We start from the raw sequence: 19,660 nt of genomic DNA, 5'->3' as shown, positions 1-19,660 counted from the left end.
GTTTACGTTTTTGTGAATGATTTAATAAAGAGATACTATTCTAGTCTAAGTATTAAGTTAATTATTGTGTCCGTAAAGTATATTTGGTGACTAAAAAAACTTGGCATGATTTTAGGATAGATTTCGGGAAGACCATACTGCCCATCTGGTGAAGCGCATCGAAAAACATATCTTTTTGCTGTTATCGGCACTGGCGATTGGCTTATCCGTTTTGTATTTCCTACTTCTGGAACAGAACGAGCCTGGCGCTACTGACGAGCAGTATCTGAGCGCCGTACAGCAGCGGGTGAAAGAGGAAGTTCAATTTAGTACAGACGAACTTGATAGTGTTTCAGCCTTACTAATTCGGAATCCCAAGCCCAGTTTTACCGAATTATTTAAACTACCTTCTCAATATCCGTATTTCATATTCCGGAATCAGCAACTCGTTTACTGGTCTGATTATCGGTTTGTCCCCGAATTTGCGCAGTTGGCGGTAGTGACCACAACACCGAAGCTTATTGAGTTTGAGCAGGGACGATTTCTGGTGAGTCATCGCCGGGTTGGTGTGGGTAACGATGTAATGGATGTGTTCTCGCTTGTGAACATTTATCGGTACTATCACAGCAACAACGCTTACTTACAATCGGGCTACAATCCTGCTATATTTTCGCTTGATCCTCAGTCTGTTACTGATAGGAGGCTGGATGCCTATGAAGCCATTTACGATAATTCGCATGCGTTTTTATTCTCTGTTGTTCCACCGGAAGTAAATGGCTATCGGAATCATTCTACACCGGTTAATACGGTTATTCTGGCTACGCTGGGAATAATTTTCTTCGGGATGTACATTCTGCAACTGATGCTTCGTTTGAAGCGTCAACGCCGATATGAACTGGGCTTTTTTGCATTGGCTACTTATTTAGTCTTACTCAGAACGGTTATGCTTTATTTTGGCGTTCCGTTTTTATTCATCGAATCGGACCTGTTCAATCCTAAATATTATGCGTCGTCGGTGCTGGTTCCCTCATTGGGAGATCTGCTGCTGAATGCATTGGTGATTGTTATTCTGGTATTTTACTGGGTTAGATATTATTATCTTTCTCAGACATATATGTTTTTGATTCATCGGCCGCACTGGCTAAAATTAGTGCTGTCGGTAGCCTGTGTGGTCGGAAGCTATGGCGTTTTTTCCCTCTGCTACATTGAACTGACTAATATTTACGAAAAATCGCAGTTCACACTCGACATTACCCTTAACATTCATTTTTCGTTTCTGAAGATTGTCTGTCTGGTGGTGTTCATTATCGTATCCTGCATTTATTTTCTGATTATTCATTTACTGGCCAGCTTGTTTCTGCGGTATAACCGAATCAACCATGTTGGAATTGGCCTTTTGTTAATTGTAGCCGGCACAGTGTTAAGTGGAGGTATTTGGCTGATTTTGGAAGGAACGCTGGAACCGGTGTTTCTGCTGAATGGCGTCTATTTCATGCTGATATATGTCAGTCAGCTTCCCAAAACACTTTACACATTCCGGTATAAAACCTCAATTTATCTATTCCTGGCTGCCTTTGTTTGTGCCGTTATGACGGCATACGTGGTTTATAATCAGGAAATTAGGAAGCAACTAAACCATGAGCAGGAATTTGCTTCACAATTACTGGCCGATAATGATGTGTTTGGCGAGTTTCTTATGAGTAAAGCAGGCGAATCAATCCAGAAGGATGCTGAAATCGTTCGGGCTTTACAGACTGATACCTTACTGGTACGAGAGCGTATTCAGCAGCGGGTGAAGAGTTTGCATCTGGATAAATATTTCGATAAGTATAATATTGAAGTATTTTCGTTCCGGGCCAATGGTCGTCCTCTTGATATCAGCCCGAACCCTACATCCTTCGCTTCGTTAACCTCTCGATATCAGCAATCTGCTTACAAAACGGAATACCCTGGTATTTACTTTGTGAATGAAGCGGGCAATCAGTTTGTCAAGCAGTACATCTGTTTTGTAGCTGTTCGCCGACCTGTGACGTCTGGGTTGTCAGGAGCCTCGCTTCAGGATACATTAGGTTATGTCGTTCTGGATTTACGTTTACGAAACGAACGGCCCAAAAGTGTTTATCCCGCTTTACTGGTCGATACGAAGTTTACGCAGAACTCCGATACACAAGAATATAGTTATGCGTTTTTTTCCGGTCCTCGTTTGGGCGGTACATCATTAGGGCCTGGCCAGCACAAGTTGCTTTACAGTAGTCCTGGAAGCTATAATTACGACCGAAATCTGGAGCTATCCCTGTTAGACAATCCTGCGTTGTTTACTACCGGAGTGGCCAGTAATCACTATCAGCATGTAGCTCAGCGAGGACAGGATGGTCGTATCGTTGTAGTGTCGTCGCCGGAGTATCCGTTTCGGAATATTTTCTCCAATTTCTCATTTTTATACCTGCTGTTGGTACTCACGGTTATTCTGGTGATTGCCAGCTATGCGATTAACTATCGGTTCTCGAACTTCAATATTAATTATTCGACACGGATTCAGATTCTATTGAATCTGGCGTTTTTTCTACCTCTTATTTTCGTTATTCTGATTATTCTGGGCGTGATCAGTGCGAATTATGTTGATAATCAGGAAGATGCGTATATCAGTAATACGCGGAATATTGCGACTAATTTTCTCGTGTATCTGGAGGAACACCTGTATGCCCAGAAGCGAAGCAAGGCGTCGATGGAAGAGGAGCTGAGTAAAATAGCCCGTGATGCGGATATTGATATTAATTTATTCGATACGCAGGGCAAGCTATACACGTCTACCAGGCCTCTGATTTATGAGAGTGGATACCTCTCTAAACGAATTAATCCGGAGGCTTATATTCATGTCATTGAGGATAAGGAAAACCAGATTCTGCTGGATGAATCGCTGGGCAGTAAGAAATATCGGACGGCTTATGCGGGGATCAAATCATACGATGGTCGGTTGCTGGGTGTGTTGAGTATTCCCTATTTCTATGCGCAACCTGAACTAGATCGGAAAATTATTGAGGTAATTGCCACCTCTCTGAGCATCTTTACGGCGCTATTTTTATTCTTCCTGATCTTGTCCTACTTCGCATCGCACGTGCTGACGAAGCCACTTCGGCTACTCACCCAAAAAATCAGGAAGACCAATCTGGAACGCCCCAACGATCCATTGCCCTGGCAGTCGGACGACGAAATTGGCTTATTGATTCGGGAATACAATCGGATGCTACTAAAACTGGAAGAAAGTAAGCAGGCACTGGCGCAGACCGAAAAACAATCGGCCTGGCGCGAAGTAGCCAAACAGGTCGCACACGAAATTAAGAACCCACTGACACCCATGAAATTGACGTTGCAACATTTGCAACGAACGTTCCCGAATGCGAAGGATGAAGCGGGAGGAAGTGTTGATCCATCACGTCGGGTTATTCTACGTACGTTCGATTCCTTATTGGATCAGATCGATAACTTAAGTGATATTGCCACCTCCTTCTCCGAATTTGCAAAAATGCCAATGCCTAAAAAGGAGGAGTTTGAGATAACGGGCGTATTTAATAAAACAGCTGATTTATATGCTGACGATAAGCGGATTACGCTGCGTCGGGAAACGGTAGCTGGACCTGTCATGGCAATGGGTGATCGGCAGTTTATGGGCCGTATTTTGACGAATCTGCTAATAAATGCCATTCAGTCAGTACCATCCGATCGGAAACCTGTTATCGACCTGAAACTCTATACCAATAATGATTCGGTATTGGTGGAAGTACACGATAATGGTATAGGCATTCCTGATGCTATTCGAAGTAAGGTTTTTCTGCCCAACTTCAGTACTAAAAAGGAGGGCTCTGGAATCGGACTGGCGATGGCCAAGCGGGGCGTTGAACACGCTGGCGGCACTATTTGGTTTGAAACAACAGAAGGCGTTGGTACTTCGTTTTTTGTATCACTACCGCTAGCGGGTGTTCCCGGACCAATGATCGGCGAATCAGTTGTGGTTCAGTAAACGACTGACATAATGTATTGATAACAGGAAGGCGGCTTTTCAAAAAGCTGCCTTTTCTATTTTTGACAATCAATCAGTTCAATAGTCGTATTTAACCCAATTGCCGTATCTTAGAGGTAGGCTTGCCAGACCATGATGGATTCCCGACGAGATTTTCTTAAAAAAGCAGCACTTTTATCGGCCTATTTACCAGGTACGTTACCCGATTCGATCCAAAAAGCCTTTGCGATTGATCCGACTCCCGGTTCTACCTATCTAGACGCCGAACATGTGGTTATTCTGATGCAGGAGAACCGTTCGTTCGACCATACCTATGGCACGCTGCAAGGGGTTCGAGGATTTAACGATCCCAGGGCAATCGACTTACCCAATAAGAATAAAGTCTGGTTGCAGACCAATGCTGCTCATGAAACATATGCGCCATTCCGGCTCAATTTGAAAGATTCCAAGTCGACCTGGATGAGTTCGTTGCCGCATTCCTGGGAAAATCAGATCGACGCCTGGAATAAAGGCCGCAATAACGGCTGGCTGGAAGCAAAAAAGTCAGGCAATAAGGAGTATGCCAAAATGCCCTTGACAATGGGGTATTACAACCGAGACGATCTTCCATTCTATTATGCACTGGCCGATGCATTTACGGTTTGCGATCAAAATTTCTGCTCATCCCTGACGGGTACGACGCCCAATCGGTTGTATTTCTGGACGGGTTCAGTCCGTGACCCCCGCGATCCTAACGCGATGGCGAATGTTCGGAATGAAAATGTGGACTATGAGAAGGAAGTAAACTGGACAACTTTTCCGGAGCGACTGGAAGATTTGGGCGTTTCCTGGAAAATCTATCAAAACGAAATCAGTTTGTCGACAGGCCTGGAAGGAGAGGAAGATGCCTGGCTCAGTAATTTTACCGACAACCCAATCGAATGGTTTTCACAGCATCGGGTTCGGTATCATCCGGCTTACTATCCATTTATCCAGCAAGAAGAAAAACGCCTTCCCGAACGAATTCAGGCGCTGGAGGCTAAGTTGAAGGCCATGTCGGAAAATGATAAGGATTACGTTAAAACTAAACGTGGCCTAGCGAATCAGCAGCGTTGGCAGAAGGCGATTGCGAAAGACCTGGTAAATTATACGCCTGAGAAATTTAGCCAATTATCGCAACGGGATAAAAATCTCTCCCAAAAAGCATTTACGACGAATATAGGAGATTCGGATTATCGAAAATTGTCGACGCTGACGTATCAGGATGGTGATACAAAACGGGAGATGAAAGTGCCGAAAGGGGACGTGTTGCACCAGTTCCGGGTCGATGTAAAGGCGCGGAAATTGCCTACGGTATCCTGGTTAGTCGCACCTGAAAACTTCTCCGATCACCCTGGTGCGCCCTGGTATGGAGCCTGGTATTTGTCGGAAGTACTGGATATTCTGACGCAAAATCCTGATGTCTGGAAGAAAACGATTTTTATTCTGGCCTACGATGAAAATGATGGTTACTTCGATCACATTCCGCCGTTTGTTCCGTCGCATCCCGATCAACCTGAAACGGGTTTGACAAGTAAAAATATTGATACACGACTAGAATTTGTTACGCAGAAACAGGAAAATAAACGCCCAAATAAAGGCCGTACTGGACCAATTGGACTGGGCTTTCGCGTACCTCTAGTGATTGCATCACCCTGGAGTCGAGGAGGGTATGTATGTTCGGAGGTGTTTGATCATACATCGACGCTTCAGTTCCTGGAGAAATTTCTGAGTCATAAAAAAGGGAAGAAAGTCGAAGAAACGAATATCAGCAGCTGGCGCCGAACAATTTGTGGCGACCTGACTTCGGCTTTTCGACCGTATCAAGGAGAAACTATAAAATTGCCTGCGTTTGTTGCGAAAGATGCCTTCATCGAGAGCATTCATAAAGCGCAGTTCAAACCCGTTCCATCAGGTTACAAAGCTTTTTCTGCCGAGGAAATTCGCGAAATCAATCAGGATCCAATTACGTCGGCTCACATACCGAATCAGGAGAAAGGCGTACGGCCTTCAAACGCGCTTCCCTATGAATTATATGCGGATGGACGTTCTAGTAAGAATCAGTTTGTACTGACATTGGCAGCTAAAAATGAATTATTCGGCAAACAGTCGCTTGGGGCTCCGTTTCAAGTCTACCAGGTAGTGACTGACGATGTCGTATTGCGTTCGTATACAGCTGTTGCAGGCGATGAATTACGAGATTCCTGGTCAATCGACTCGCCATATCATTTCCAGCTTTACGGACCCAACGGCTTCTTTCGCGTATTCAAAGGATCAGCTGATAATCCGCCTATCGATATTATCTGCGATTACGAACGCGATGCGAAAAAGAATTTTACCGGGAATGTGTTGGTCAGGTTAATCAACACCGACCCACAACGGACGCACCAAATCCAGCTAGTTGATAATGCCTATCATACCAAAGCAATCCAGAGAATACTGGACAAAGCTGGAACGAAAGGAGCACAACAAACTGTCGTATTGAACCTGAAAAATAGCCATAACTGGTATGATTTTAGTGTAAAAGCGGTCGGTTTCGATGCCTTTATGCAGCAATATGCCGGGCGTGTCGAAACGGGTAAAGCTGGCTTTACTGACCCACTAATGGGACAAACAATTGTTTAATGAGTGCAAGAATAAATGACTGACAAACAACCTGAATTAAAGAAAGCGCTAAAGCCTGTTCATTTATGGGCAATTGGGGTTGGACTAGTCATATCGGGCGAGTATTTTGGCTGGAATTATGGTTGGGGTGTTGCCGGATCGGTCGGGTTGCTGATTGCCGCTCTGATTATTACGGTGTTATACTTCACATTCATTTTCAGCTTTACCGAGCTCACTACAGCCATTCCAAATGCTGGTGGCCCGTTTGCCTATGCGTTTCAGGCGTTTGGACCCATCGGTGCATTAATTGCCGGTTATGCCACCGTCATCGAATTTTTATTCGCGACACCGGCTATTGCATTGGCCTTAGGTAGTTACGTCCATTTTCTATATCCGGCCATTCCGGTAGTGCTGTGTTCCGTATTGTCCTTCGCCGTTTTTACGGTCATTAATTTATTAGGTATACAGGAAGCCGCCTGGTTTTCTCTGATAATGACGCTGATTGCCATTGGTGAATTGCTGTTGTTCATTGGCGTCGTCTATCCTTATTCCAGTCTTGATACCTTTTTACATAATCCAATGCCATTTGGGTGGAAGGGAGTTTTCGCGGCATTGCCTTTTGCCATCTGGCTATTTGTCTGTCTTGAAGGCGTTGCGATGGTTGCTGAGGAGGTGAAAGACGAAAAAAACGCGATTGCTAAGGGGTACATAACCGCCGTATCGACCATTGCGTTTCTTGCCATCACGGTCATGATTAGTGTAGGCGGTGTTACGAATTGGGAGAATTTAGATCATCTCGATTACCCGATGCCCGAAGCCGTTGCGATTGTACTCGGTCGCCAAAATCCACTGACCAAATTTTTCGCCAGTGTCGGCTTATTTGGATTAATCGCTTCGTTTCACGGTATCATTATCAGCTATTCCCGACAAATTTTCGCCTTGGCTCGCAGTGGGTATTTACCAAATGACCTCTCGAAAGTAAGCAAAACCCGACAGGTACCTTATTTGGCTCTGGTAGTGGGGGCTATATTCGGAATTTTAGCACTTATCTTATTGGATACCAGTAAATTAGTGGTTGTGTCGACGATTGGCGCGGTAGTCGTTTATATTATTAGTATGTTGTCTTTGTTTCGCCTTCGGCAGACGCATCCAACTATGCCGCGTTCGTTTAAAGCGCCGTTTTATCCTGTTTTTCCGGCCATCGCCTTGTTGCTCGCTGTTGTGGCATTACTGGCAATGGCTTATTTTTATAGTTGGCTGAGTTTGTTATTTCTAGCTGGATTTATAGTCGTTGCCGGGTTGTTCTACATAACAGGCCAATATCAGAAGAGCAAACAGGAGTGGAAGGCCGGTGTGACCGTTTAACCTCTATGGCTTATCACTGTACGATTCGTGGCTTTACCTATCGTTTCAACGATCTGAAAGACTTGCTGGCCAAAGCAAGTCCTTTACGCTCGGGCGATGTGTTGGCGGGTATAGCAGCTGAGAGCTACGAAGAACGAGTAGCCGCGCAGATGGCTCTGGCTGACTTACCATTAGTATCTTTTCTCAATGAAGTTGTCATTCCCTATGAGGTTGATGATGTTACGCGTTTGATCATTGATACGAACCACAAAGCTGCTTTTGAACCCATCAGTCATTTTACAGTAGGTGAATTACGAGACTGGCTCCTTAGCGACGAAGCCGATGGTATTACATTGGCAAAATTAGCTCCCGGATTGATGCCCGAAATGGTGGCAGCTGTATCGAAACTCATGCGGAATCAGGATTTAATTCTAGTTGCAAAAAAGTGCGAGGTTGTGACCCGATTCCGAAATACAGTTGGTTTACAAGGTCGTTTGTCTGTCCGATTACAACCCAATCATCCAATCGACGATGCAAGAGGGATAGCGGCCAGTATGATCGATGGGCTGCTGTATGGAAGCGGAGATGCTATGATAGGGATTAATCCTGCAACAGATAGCCCGGCAGTTACGGCTCGTTTGCTGCATATGATCGATGATATACGCGAACGATTTGAGATTCCAACGCAAAGTTGTGTGCTCAGTCATATCACTACAACACTACAACTGATTGAACAGCAAGTACCAGTCGATCTGGTATTTCAGTCGATTGCCGGAACCGAAAAAGCGAATGCCAGTTTTGGGGTAAGTCTTTCTCTCTTGCAGGAAGCTCACGAAGCTGGCCTATCGCTGCAACGCGGGACGCTTGGGAATAACCTCATGTACTTCGAAACCGGGCAGGGAAGTGCTTTATCATCTGGTTCTAATCATAACGTCGATCAGCAAACCTGCGAAGCTCGAGCCTATGCCGTGGCTCGTCATTTTAAGCCGTTTTTAGTCAATTCTGTTGTTGGATTCATTGGTCCTGAATATCTGTTCGATGGCAAACAAATTATCCGCGCCGGACTCGAAGATCATTTCTGCGGGAAATTAATGGGGTTGCCAATGGGTATGGATATTTGCTACACCAACCATGCCCAAGCCGACCAGGACGATATGGATTCATTGCTTACCTTGCTGGGCGTTGCTGGCATTAACTTTATTATGGGGGTTCCCGGAGCAGACGATATTATGCTGAATTATCAGTCGACATCCTTCCACGATGCACTTTACCTACGTCGTGTCCTTGGCCTGCGACCGGCTCCCGAATTTGACGAATGGCTACTGCGTCAGGGAATTATGGATGCGCAGGGTTATCGGTTATCGAATAAATCCCACAGGCAATTTTACATGGCCATGCTGCCGCAAGCATAGAGCAAGGGGCATAGAGTGAAAACATGAATGAGCTAAAAAAGAGTAATCCTGAAGTCGATGAGTGGGCATCCTTAAAGGCATATACGACCGCTCGAATCGCGCTCGGCCGGACGGGCGTTTCCATTCCATTTCGGGAGTCTCTTCGGTTTAAATTAGCTCATGCACATGCAAAAGATGCAGTTTATTCACAGTTAGATATTGCTGAGTTAAAGACAAGTTTAACACCGACAGGACTGCCGATACACACTGTACTTAGCCGGGCAGAAAACCGCGATATATATTTGCAACGCCCTGATTTTGGCCGTTTACTCCACGATTCGTCCATTGAAAAACTTCAACAACTTGCTCATTCTCCGTCTGATATTGGCATCATCATAGCCGATGGCCTTTCCGCAACTGCGGTTATGAAAAATGCGGCCTTGCTGATCAATCCGTTTGTTGAAAAAATAAGGAAATCAGGTTATTCATTGGCACCCATTATACTAGTTGAGCAGGGGCGAGTTGCGGTCATGGATGTAATCGGTGAATTACTACAGACCCAACTGGCCATTATTTTGATTGGCGAACGACCTGGCCTTAGTTCATTCGATAGTATGGGGGCTTACATCACCTACGGGCCGAAATCGGGCCTTACCGACGAGCGCCGAAATTGCATTTCCAATATCCGAGAGCAGGGATTAGCACCAACTTATGCTGCCGATAAGCTTCTGCATTTGATTCAAAACGCATTCAGACTGCAGGTCACAGGTGTCGCTTTGAAAGATATTGATGGATTACTGGAGTGATTTTCGAGAAATGTTCGTATCAAACAGGAACTATTTTGTGATTCTCGGCGAGGCAATACTTTGGCGAATCAGCAAGCAAAAAGGTCAGATTTTCTAATCTGACCTTTTTGCTTGAAAAAATCTATCAACAGTCGGTTCTATCAATGCGGATTATTCGATTGTTACGTGCTTCCAGTTTTCGCCCGATCGAATCCGGTTCAGTTGAGTATGTGTGATACCAAACTGTTTTGCGATCATTTTGAGACGATTTTTGTCGTTGAGCAACAGCTTTTTAATAATCTTGACCTTGCTTTCGGTCAGTTTATAATTTCTGGTCTGCCTTGGTAACTGACGGTTTTTCAGGCTAGGGTTGTGTCGATTATGTTCGATCATTTCGTCTTTCGTCACCCAGCGAAGATTCTGAAAGTAATTATTGAGCTTATCGTGGTCGAGGTGAATGACAAAGGTTTGATCTGGCTGATCCTGCTGCACAAAATGTTCGGCTACTAATTTATGGATGTACCGATTGAGTGTTTTTCCGCCAGATCGAATATTAAGCGATCGATACCCCTGAATGACAGAACCTTTGATGGTTTTGCCAGGCATGCTACCCGCGGCATTACCTGCGCGTGCCGGAGAAACTGATTGAAAGCTGCGTAAACGACCGTAGTTTGAAACTTCATAGTGAGGTGGATTCTCAACTCCTTCAAACACAATAGGTATCCACTTTTCATTCCAGAAATTCTGTTTTTCTCTGGCATCCATGACCGAATGAATTTTTATTTGTAGGCGTGACTTTCAAGCGAACTACTTACTTTAATGAGTCCTTAACAACTAGATTACAAAATAGTTGTGAGTTATTTAAGTTACCGCAAATAATACCGTAAAATCCGAGTAAGAGGTATTATAATTTGCTGATAATGACATGATTTCTGGCGAAAGTAACACCCAGATCCAATAATTTTTTATCGAGTTATAATCGAGCATCGAAACTGAGTAGGTATCTAGTTCGTTTATACGATACGGTTGTCGATTTCGACCGTTTATTGGTTACAGCAATGACTACTAGTATAAAGAAGACAGCCATAATTGGAGCATCCGAAAAACCAGGCCGCTACGCCAACCTGGCTGCCTATCGTTTGCTTCGACATGGGCATGACATAGAGTTAATCGGACTAAAGGAAGGAGAGATTGAAGGTCACCCAATCCGAACTGGGCATCCCGTCCTTGAAAATATTGATACGGTGACTATGTACGTTGGTCCGCAAAACCAACCTCCCTTGTATGATTATATCAAAAGTCTGAAACCTCGTCGGGTCATTTTTAACCCCGGTACCGAAAATCCAGAATTTGAACAGCAACTACGAGCCGATGGTATTGAGCCAATCGAAGCCTGCACGCTGGTCATGCTATCGATCGGGACTTATTAAATGGATTGATCAACGGACTTGTTGACTGATTGAATTGTTTAGATTTTAGTCAATCATTTACCATTTTATTAATGCTGATGCCCAGGTGAATCCGCTGCCAAACGCAGCAAGGCATACCAGATCTCCCGGGTGAATTTTACCTTGTTCGAAAGCTTCGGTGAGGGCAATCGGAATGGAGGCTGCAGTTGTATTTCCGTAGTGTTGAATATTATTGAACACCTTCTCTTCGGGTAGATTCATCTGCTGCCGAACGTATTCTGAAATCCGAATATTGGCCTGATGGGGGACGAGTAAGGAAAGGTCTTCAGCTTTGAAACCGTTCGTTTCCAGGCTCTCGTTAATCACCTCCATAAATCGGACGACGGCATGTTTAAATACTGCGTTTCCATTCATAGTCACGTTATAATTGCCGTCCGTTAGCGTTTCTTCGGTTATCCAGCGCCCGTCGCGGCTGCTACCAGGATCACGTACATACAGTTCTTCGGCGTAGCGCCCGTCGGCATGAAGATGCGTGGAAAGAATCCGATGCTCTGGATCGGTGGTAGATTGTACCACAGCTGCCCCGGCACCATCTCCAAATATGACGGCCACCCCGCGTCCTTCGTTACTCTTATTTAAAAAGGTTGACTGAATCTCGGAGCCGACCACGAGAATCGTTTTATACATTCCCGTTTTAATGAACTGATCGGCAATAGAAAGCGCATACACGAATCCCGAACATTGGTTACGGATATCGATCACCCCAACACCTTCCAGACCTAGCTCACGTTGCATCAGAAAAGCCGAGCCAGGAAAGTAATAATCGGGGGTAATAGTTGCGTAAACGATAAGATCAACTTCTTTGGCATCAACATTTGCTCGGTCAAGGGCCATACGCGATGCCGCCGTTGCCATACTGGCATTGGTATCTTTGCCATACGTAAAGTACCGTCGTTGTTTTATGCCCGTCCGTTCCTGAATCCAGGCATCGGATGTATCCATATATTGTGTCAGGTCATCATTTGTAACCACCTTCTCGGGTACATAAAAGCCTAACCCTTTGATACTTGCGTAAAGCGTATTCATTTGTCGATCGTAAACTAGTCGGCAAAGGTACTAAACCTTATAGTGGAATCTACGAGGTTTTCAATCTCAGGCGGGTTGCAGTTCGAACGAATATTCTTCCATAATCAGATTAGCCAGTAATTGACGACATGCAGAATCAACCGTTGCTCGTGCCTGATCTTCGGTATCTGCATCGACTTCGAGCCGGATATGTTTTCCGATACGAACATTATCGATCGTGTCCATCTGGAGATTATGAAGGCCCAATTTAACGGCTTTGCCCTGTGGGTCAAGGATTTCCGAACGGGTCATGATGTTAATTTCGGCGATGTATTTCATTTTGAGATTAGTGACACAAGTATGTAAAGTAAAATAATGAGCGGTATGGCTGCGAACTGCAAAAATAACAGGAGAAGCAGGGATGCAATCAGAAAACTATATTTAATCCGATTTTCGGCCCAACTAAACGATTTGAACTTGAGGGCGAAAAGTGGAATTTCTGTTACCAGCAAAAACGAAAAAGCAATCATGATCCCAAGGCCAACGTCATGTTTCCAAATTGCATCATACTGTGACTGATACTTTTCCATCAACGGAAAAGCAGCTATGAACATCGTATTTGCCGGAGTAGGTACACCAAGAAACTGATCACTTTGCCGCGTATCAATATTGAATTTAGCTAATCGAAGAGCCGACAAAACCGCAATCAGAAAAGCACCGTAGGAAATAGTGCCTAAGCCCTGAAACCAGCAAAGCTGAAATACAATTGTTGCGGGAAGTACACCAAACGTTACGACATCAGCCAGTGAGTCAAGTTCTTTGCCAAATGGTCCAGATACCTTCACCAAACGAGCTACGAATCCATCGCCAAAGTCAAGAATAGCTGCTATACCGATCAACCAGGCGGCTGTATCGAGATGGCCGCGTAGTGTCATGACCAGACCAATACATCCGCATAGCAAATTGCCGCAGGTCATGGCATTCGGAAGGTGTTTGAGCAAGTTCATTATATAGTAGTGATGAACGATGAGTGATAAGTGATGAGTAACGTTCTTAGCCTAATCAGGTTCATCACTCATCGTTTATCACTTATCACTGTTTTACATAAGGGTTTGTGCGTTTTTCCTGTCCGATGGTCGTTGGTTGCATATGTCCTGGGTAAACCACGTAATCGTCGGGCAAGGTATAAAACTCGGTTCGAATGCTGTTGATCAGATCGGCATGATTACAGTAGGGGAAATCGGTTCGTCCAACACTGCCACGAAACAAGACATCGCCCCCAACAATATAACGTTCAGCATGATTGATAAAGGCTACATGACCTGGCGCATGCCCCGGTACGAAGACAACATCAAGCAAAATAGTCCCTAGTTGAAATTGATCACCTTCTTTCAGAAAAGCATCTATTTCAGAAGGTTCGTACCCACGAAGTCCATACAGAGCGCAGCGGGATGGGACATCGTTATAAATAACCATATCCAGCTCGTGCAGGTAGGCTTTCACCCCAAATTTACGTTTTACATACGCTACGCCGAAGACATGATCGAGGTGTGAATGGGTTAGTAACAAGTATTTGACCGTTAACTTGTTGGCCAGAATAAATTGCCACAACGCTTCTTTTTCGGCCTGTTCATAACAGCCTGGATCGATGATAACGGCTTCGCCAGTTGTATCGTCGGCAATGACATATGTATTTTCCTGAAACGGCGAAAATGTGAAGGCTTGGATCATGAAGCAATACCAGAACAATTACAAAAGTAGAAACACCGTTGGTTTTTTGTGCAAATCCGGTGGTTGAGATTTCCATTCTCGGATGGTCAGCGTACGAATAAACGCATCCGGTGACGTGACGTTACAAGCTACGCATAGACGTGTGTTTGTTTGACAGTTCGCCAATACGTCAGCAAACAGAGAATCATTTCGGTAAGGTGTTTCCATGAAAATCTGCGTTTGCTGACGCTGCTGAGCTTCTTTTTCCAGATGACGGATAGCTCGGGCGCGATCTTGCCGATCGATAGGTAAATAGCCGTGAAAAACAAACGATTGCCCACTCATGCCAGAAGCCATCAACGCAAGAAGAATAGAGGACGGTCCAACCAATGGCTCTACTCGCCAACCCAGCGTATGCGCCATGCCAACCACCACCGCACCCGGATCAGCTACCCCCGGACAACCTGCTTCAGATAAGACTCCTGCGTTCTGCTTACGTTCAGTCAATTTCTGAATCTGCCGACGTGTATCCGTAGGCGACGTATCTTTATTTAGTTCGAAAAAGGTAGTTTCATCTATAATTCGACTGGTTTTCAGGCCGCTGATAAATCGTCGGGCTGAGCGCACGTTCTCAACAAAATATGTATCTGTCGATTCAATAACTTCCCGAATCGACCCAGGGAGAACCTGATCGGCAGTACCTTCGGCGAGTAGGGTAGGGATGAGATAAAGCGTAGGCACGTATTGGTTTACGAATTACGGTTTATGAAGGATAACAGCGTATCAACAAACTCTACCGGTTTTTCGGCTTGCACCCAGTGCCCGGCTCCCTGAATGGTTTCGATTTGCGCATTCGGGAAAATCCGTTTGATGGTCGGAATGTCTTCATCCAGAATATAGGGTGATTCACTGCCTCGGATAAATAACGTTGGCTCCGTTACAATTTGTGGGTTGGTCAACTCGTCGCCAATGCCATGTAACTCCCGTTCAATAACGGGTATATTGATGCGCCAGTCGAATTGACCTTGATCGGTGCGATACAAATTTTTCAGTAAAAATTGCCGTACGGTCAGCGAAGGTTCGTATTGCTGTAAAATCGCATCAGCTTCCGTCCGGCCTTTGATCGCCAGCAGATTAATGGCTTTCAAACCCCGTATCAATTCGGCATGGTGGACCGGATAAAACTTGGGAGCTATATCGACAACTACAAGTTGTTGAAATGTCTTAGGATAAAGCATGGCATATTGCATCACGGCTTTACCTCCCATAGAATGCCCAACCAGTATTGGATTATCAATCTGCTGATCCATTAAAAATTCGTGCAGATCTGTTGCCATGCTGTGGTAATCATGTTCATTGCCACGGGGTGATTGTCCATGATTGCGCTGATCAACAGCAAATACTCTATACCCTTGAGCGGCAATCGTTTTACTAGTTGTCAGCCAATTGTCAGATGAACCGAAAACGCCGTGAAGAATAACAATCGCCGGGCCTGTTTCGCCGGTTTGCCGAAAAAATAATTTCATAGAAAACGAAATCGCAAAAGCTGCGAAAGAAAATGTTTTGACGTCTTATGAAGCCGCAAAAGTAAAACGAAAATAACAGGAAAGCGGGCAGATATCCTGGGATTGCGAAGGAAGTCACTTGAATTGGTACAAAAAGAAGATCATATACTGAAAATCCCTTAACAATATGGTAATGTAATTTTATAGAACGTAAACATTTAAAAATAGGATTTAACATATAAATTTGTCTATACTATTTGATATGGTGGTACTTTTTTAAGATAGCACTATTTTGTAACCTCAAAAAAATTAGCATCTTTGTCTCTCAATTGGGAGTATATCCAAATGGACAGCTATCTCAATTGTACTAACCAAACAAACACTTCTATGTCTAAAAAATTACTGCAATTTCGAGTGGCTTTTGTGCTGGTCGGCAGTATGCTTTTGGCTGTGCTCGGTGGGAGCGTAGCCATGGCACAGGTAACGACCTCAGTTATCAACGGCCAAGTGACCGATGATAAAGGTGGTGCCTTGCCTGGAGCTACTGTTGTCGCTATTCACGAGCCATCCGGTAGCCGATACGGTACGACAACTAATGCCGCTGGCCGGTACACGCTTCCCGGCGTTCGGGTAGGCGGACCATTTAAAGTCACTGCTACCTACGTTGGTTTTAAGGATCAGGTAGTTGACGGTGTCTTCACAAACCTGGGTACTTCAGCCGACGTAAGCTTCAAAATGGTCGATAATAGCACAGCCTTAACGGAGGTTGTTGTAACTAGTAACCGGAGCGGTATTATTAGCTCGAACCGGACTGGTGCTGCTGCTTCTTATGGCCGTGAAACGATCAATACAGTTCCAACCCTAGGCCGTACAATTAGTGATATTACTAAATACAATGCTTATAGCAATGGTCAGTCATTTGGTGGGCAGGATGCTCGTTTTAACAACATCACGATCGATGGTGCGGTTTTCAACAACGGCTTTGGTTTAGGTAACTCGGCTCAGGCTGGCGGCCGAACAGGTACAACAGCTGTTTCGTTAGATGCTTTGGACGAAATTCAGTTGAACGTTGCTCCTTTCGATGTTCGTCAGACTGGCTTCTCAGGAGCGAGCATTAACGCAGTAACTCGCTCAGGAACGAACGATTTTTCTGGATCGGTTTACTACCTGTGGCGCAATAATGGCCTGGTTGGTAAACAGGCTGACGGACGGGATTTACCGCCTGTTAATATTGATCAGAAAACGCAAGGTTTCCGGATTGGTGGTCCAATCATTAAAAACAAACTGTTCTTCTTCGCAAACGTTGAACAATACAAAAGCAGCCAGCCTGCTCTGGATTGGGTAATTAACCGGGGAGCAGGTACAACAGGTAACGTATCGCGGGTAACATTGGAAGACATGAATGATCTTAGCTCGTTCATGAGCACCAATTTTAACTTCAATCTTGGCGCTTTCGATAACTTCAACAATGAGGTAAAGAGTACTAAAGCCTTGTTGCGTTTAGATTACAACATTAACGATAACCACAAACTGTCTATTCGTTATTCGCACCACGATTCAGAGTCAGGTTCGATTATCAGTAATAGTAATAGTAGCAACACCGCTGGTAACGGTAACCGGACAAACTCATCGTTAGCAATCTCTCCTGAAAACACAGGGTATATCATTGCCGATAACACCCGTTCGATTGCGGCTGAGTTGAACTCTACATTCGGTGGTAAATTTGCGAACAAACTCGTTGTTACTTACAATAAGCAGATCGAAGACCGTACTTATAAAACGGGTATTTTCCCAACGGTCGACATTCTAAAAGATGGAACGACCTACACAACGGTTGGGTTCGATCCATTTACGCCGAATAACAAGTTGAATTATTCGACTCTAAATGTGACGGATAACTTCAGCTATTTTGCTGGTAAACATACACTTACCTTAGGTTTGGCTTACGAGAAATATACCTCAAATAACGTATTTTTCCCTGCATCAAACGGTGTATATGTTTATAACTCGATTGCTGATTTTAAAGCAGCCGCCCTTGCTTCGATCAGCAATCCAACTAGCACAACATCGCCAGTATCTGTAGCACGTTATAACCTACGGTATTCGTTGCTACCTGGTGGTGCCGAACCATTACAAACACTGCACAGAAGTACTTATAGTGCTTATATTCAGGATGAATTTCAGGTTACTCCGAATTTCAAACTGACAGCAGGTGTACGGGCTGATATTTTTGCTTATGACAATTCAACAGCTGTGGATTTCAATAACCCGGTTGTGGCTGGTCTGACGTTTAAGGATGAGAATAACGCTGACTACAAAGTTACGACAGGTTCTTTCCCAAAAGCCCGATTACTGGTTTCTCCTCGTATTGGCTTTAACTGGGATGTAAAAGGCGATAAGATGACCCAGATCCGCGGTGGTAGTGGTTTCTTCGTATCTCGGATTCCAGAGGTATTGGTATCGAACCAGTTAGGTAATAATGGGGTAAACACAGCATTGATTGCAGCTACCAACACAACAGCTTATCCATTTGTGACTGATCCAAGCAAACTGCCAGCAGCGGTACGGCCTGATCCACAACAAACTGATATTACGAAACTGACTCCATACGTTATTAACGCTACGGACCAGAATCTGAAATATCCGCTTGTTTGGAAAACCAACTTAGCTATTGATCAGCGTTTGCCTTGGGGCTTGATTGGTACGTTGGAAGTTATCTATAACAAGACGTTGTATGGTCTGCGTTACATTGATGCTAACCTGAAAGCTCCTGATCGTGTACTAAGTGGTGCTGATACCCGTAACCGCTTCCCTGCATCAGGTGTAGCTGGTTCACAAGGCCCAGCTACGAGTGCTGTTAACATTGCTCGTTTTAATAACACAGCCATCACGAATGCATTTATCCTGAAAAATTCAACGGAGGGTGATGCCTACACGTTTACGGCTAAATTAGAAAAACCCGCTAACCGAGGTTTTGGTGGAATGTTGGCCTGGACATACGGTCTGGCCCGTGACATTCAGTCGGTAGGTAGCACAGTTGTGGCCAACGTACCAACAGTACAAGGTCAAAACTATTTGGGTCTTTCATTTGGTGATAATGACCTTCGCCATCGGGTAATTGGTTACCTGAACTACCGGTTGAATTATGGTGGCAAGTTTGGCGGATCGACAACCTTTACCTTGGGTGGTCAGTACACAACGGGTTACAAAACCAACCTGGTTGTTGGTGGTGACCTGAACGGGGACGGACAAACGGCTAATGACCTGCTTTATATTCCAAGAAGCGCTTCTGAACTGACTTTCTCAGCCTTGACAGTAGGTTCGGGTGCATCACAAGTTATCTATTCTCCAGAACAACAACAAGCTGCTTTCGATAAGTACATTAGCAATAATGACTATCTGAATAGCCGTCGTGGCCAGTATGTAGAGCGTAATGGAGTTTTCTCTCCAGATCTGCTTCGTTTTGACTTTACTGCTATTCAGGAGTTCTATGTTGCTGTTGGCGCAAAAGGAACTAAGCACACCATCCAGTTCCGTGCTGACATCCTGAACGTAGGTAACCTGTTGTCAGGTGGTAAATCTGGTGTAGGTTGGGCTACAACCTCTACTCAGCCATTGTCGCTGGTTAGCGTAAGCGCAGCTGGTGTGCCAACCTATCGTTTAGGTACACAATCTATTAATGGTCAAACTGCTCTTTTGCAGGACGTATTCACCAAGAGCATAAATGTTGATAACGTTTGGCAGGCTCAGCTTGGCGTTCGTTACTCGTTCTAAGCGATTGTTTCTCATTGAAAAAATCCCCCGCACAGCTGTTGTGACGGGGGATTTTTAT

14 protein-coding genes are annotated in these 19,660 nt (G+C 44.7%); 7 read left to right on the top strand and 7 right to left on the bottom strand.

Annotation, left to right across the window (positions count from 1 at the left end; all coding sequences use genetic code 11):
• The first annotated feature begins 148 nt into the window (after positions 1 to 148).
• The 5 genes from ACYVE4_RS11900 (at position 149) to eutC (ending at position 10,160) form a co-directional block, all read left to right on the top strand.
• The gene (locus tag ACYVE4_RS11900; protein ID WP_461040092.1) at positions 149 to 3,997 is read left to right on the top strand and encodes a sensor histidine kinase; all 3,849 of its coding nucleotides are present in this window, start codon (positions 149 to 151) and stop codon (positions 3,995 to 3,997) included.
• Between the two features lie 135 nt (positions 3,998 to 4,132).
• Complete coding sequence (locus ACYVE4_RS11895; protein ID WP_461040382.1) at positions 4,133 to 6,640, top strand: phosphocholine-specific phospholipase C; 2,508 nt, start codon at positions 4,133 to 4,135, stop codon at positions 6,638 to 6,640.
• A gap of 15 nt (positions 6,641 to 6,655) precedes the next feature.
• A complete protein-coding gene (gene eat, locus ACYVE4_RS11890) occupies positions 6,656 to 7,984 on the top strand; it encodes an ethanolamine permease (RefSeq protein WP_461040091.1) in 1,329 nt (442 codons plus the stop codon).
• A 5-nt stretch (positions 7,985 to 7,989) separates the two neighbouring features.
• A complete protein-coding gene (locus tag ACYVE4_RS11885) occupies positions 7,990 to 9,375 on the top strand; it encodes an ethanolamine ammonia-lyase subunit EutB (RefSeq protein WP_461040089.1) in 1,386 nt (461 codons plus the stop codon).
• Positions 9,376 to 9,398: 23 nt separating this feature from the next.
• Entirely contained in the window at positions 9,399 to 10,160 is a 762-nt protein-coding gene (eutC, locus tag ACYVE4_RS11880) for an ethanolamine ammonia-lyase subunit EutC (protein WP_461040087.1), read from the top strand.
• 150 nt (positions 10,161 to 10,310) lie between these two features.
• Here eutC and ACYVE4_RS11875 read toward each other — a convergent pair whose 3' ends face one another.
• Positions 10,311 to 10,904, bottom strand: coding sequence for an NUMOD4 domain-containing protein (locus tag ACYVE4_RS11875; RefSeq protein ID WP_461040086.1), 594 nt, complete (start codon positions 10,902 to 10,904; stop codon positions 10,311 to 10,313).
• A gap of 293 nt (positions 10,905 to 11,197) precedes the next feature.
• On the opposite strand from ACYVE4_RS11875, the gene ACYVE4_RS11870 reads away from it, so the two are divergent.
• Positions 11,198 to 11,569 carry a CoA-binding protein gene (locus ACYVE4_RS11870; RefSeq protein WP_461040084.1) on the top strand — a complete coding sequence of 124 codons (372 nt, stop codon included), beginning with the start codon at positions 11,198 to 11,200 and terminating at the stop codon, positions 11,567 to 11,569.
• 57 nt (positions 11,570 to 11,626) lie between these two features.
• Here ACYVE4_RS11870 and ACYVE4_RS11865 read toward each other — a convergent pair whose 3' ends face one another.
• The 6 genes from ACYVE4_RS11865 to ACYVE4_RS11840 all read right to left on the bottom strand — a co-directional run bounded on the left by ACYVE4_RS11865 (position 11,627) and on the right by ACYVE4_RS11840 (position 15,849).
• Positions 11,627 to 12,634, bottom strand: a complete 1,008-nt coding sequence (locus tag ACYVE4_RS11865; protein ID WP_461040083.1) for a 3-oxoacyl-ACP synthase III family protein — start codon at positions 12,632 to 12,634, stop codon at positions 11,627 to 11,629.
• A gap of 66 nt (positions 12,635 to 12,700) precedes the next feature.
• Positions 12,701 to 12,952 (bottom strand): phosphoribosylformylglycinamidine synthase subunit PurS, encoded by a 252-nt coding sequence (gene purS / locus ACYVE4_RS11860; RefSeq protein WP_461040082.1) that lies wholly within the window; start codon positions 12,950 to 12,952, stop codon positions 12,701 to 12,703.
• Entirely contained in the window at positions 12,949 to 13,620 is a 672-nt protein-coding gene (pssA, locus tag ACYVE4_RS11855; protein ID WP_461040081.1) for a CDP-diacylglycerol--serine O-phosphatidyltransferase, read from the bottom strand. The genes purS and pssA overlap by 4 nt, the downstream gene beginning before the upstream one ends.
• An 85-nt stretch (positions 13,621 to 13,705) precedes the next feature.
• Positions 13,706 to 14,344 (bottom strand): MBL fold metallo-hydrolase, encoded by a 639-nt coding sequence (locus tag ACYVE4_RS11850; RefSeq protein WP_461040080.1) that lies wholly within the window; start codon positions 14,342 to 14,344, stop codon positions 13,706 to 13,708.
• 18 nt (positions 14,345 to 14,362) lie between these two features.
• The gene (locus ACYVE4_RS11845) at positions 14,363 to 15,064 is read right to left on the bottom strand and encodes an SAM-dependent methyltransferase (RefSeq protein ID WP_461040079.1); all 702 of its coding nucleotides are present in this window, start codon (positions 15,062 to 15,064) and stop codon (positions 14,363 to 14,365) included.
• 8 nt (positions 15,065 to 15,072) lie between these two features.
• Positions 15,073 to 15,849, bottom strand: coding sequence for an alpha/beta fold hydrolase (locus tag ACYVE4_RS11840; protein WP_461040078.1), 777 nt, complete (start codon positions 15,847 to 15,849; stop codon positions 15,073 to 15,075).
• A gap of 366 nt (positions 15,850 to 16,215) precedes the next feature.
• Between ACYVE4_RS11840 and ACYVE4_RS11835 the strand changes: the two genes are divergently transcribed.
• A complete protein-coding gene (locus ACYVE4_RS11835; RefSeq protein ID WP_461040077.1) occupies positions 16,216 to 19,602 on the top strand; it encodes a TonB-dependent receptor in 3,387 nt (1,128 codons plus the stop codon).
• Positions 19,603 to 19,660 lie beyond the last annotated feature (58 nt).

The organism is Spirosoma harenae (genome assembly GCF_054776975.1).
The sequence above is the reverse complement of the archived record's forward strand: the minus strand, read 5'-3'. Positions and strand labels throughout refer to the sequence as shown.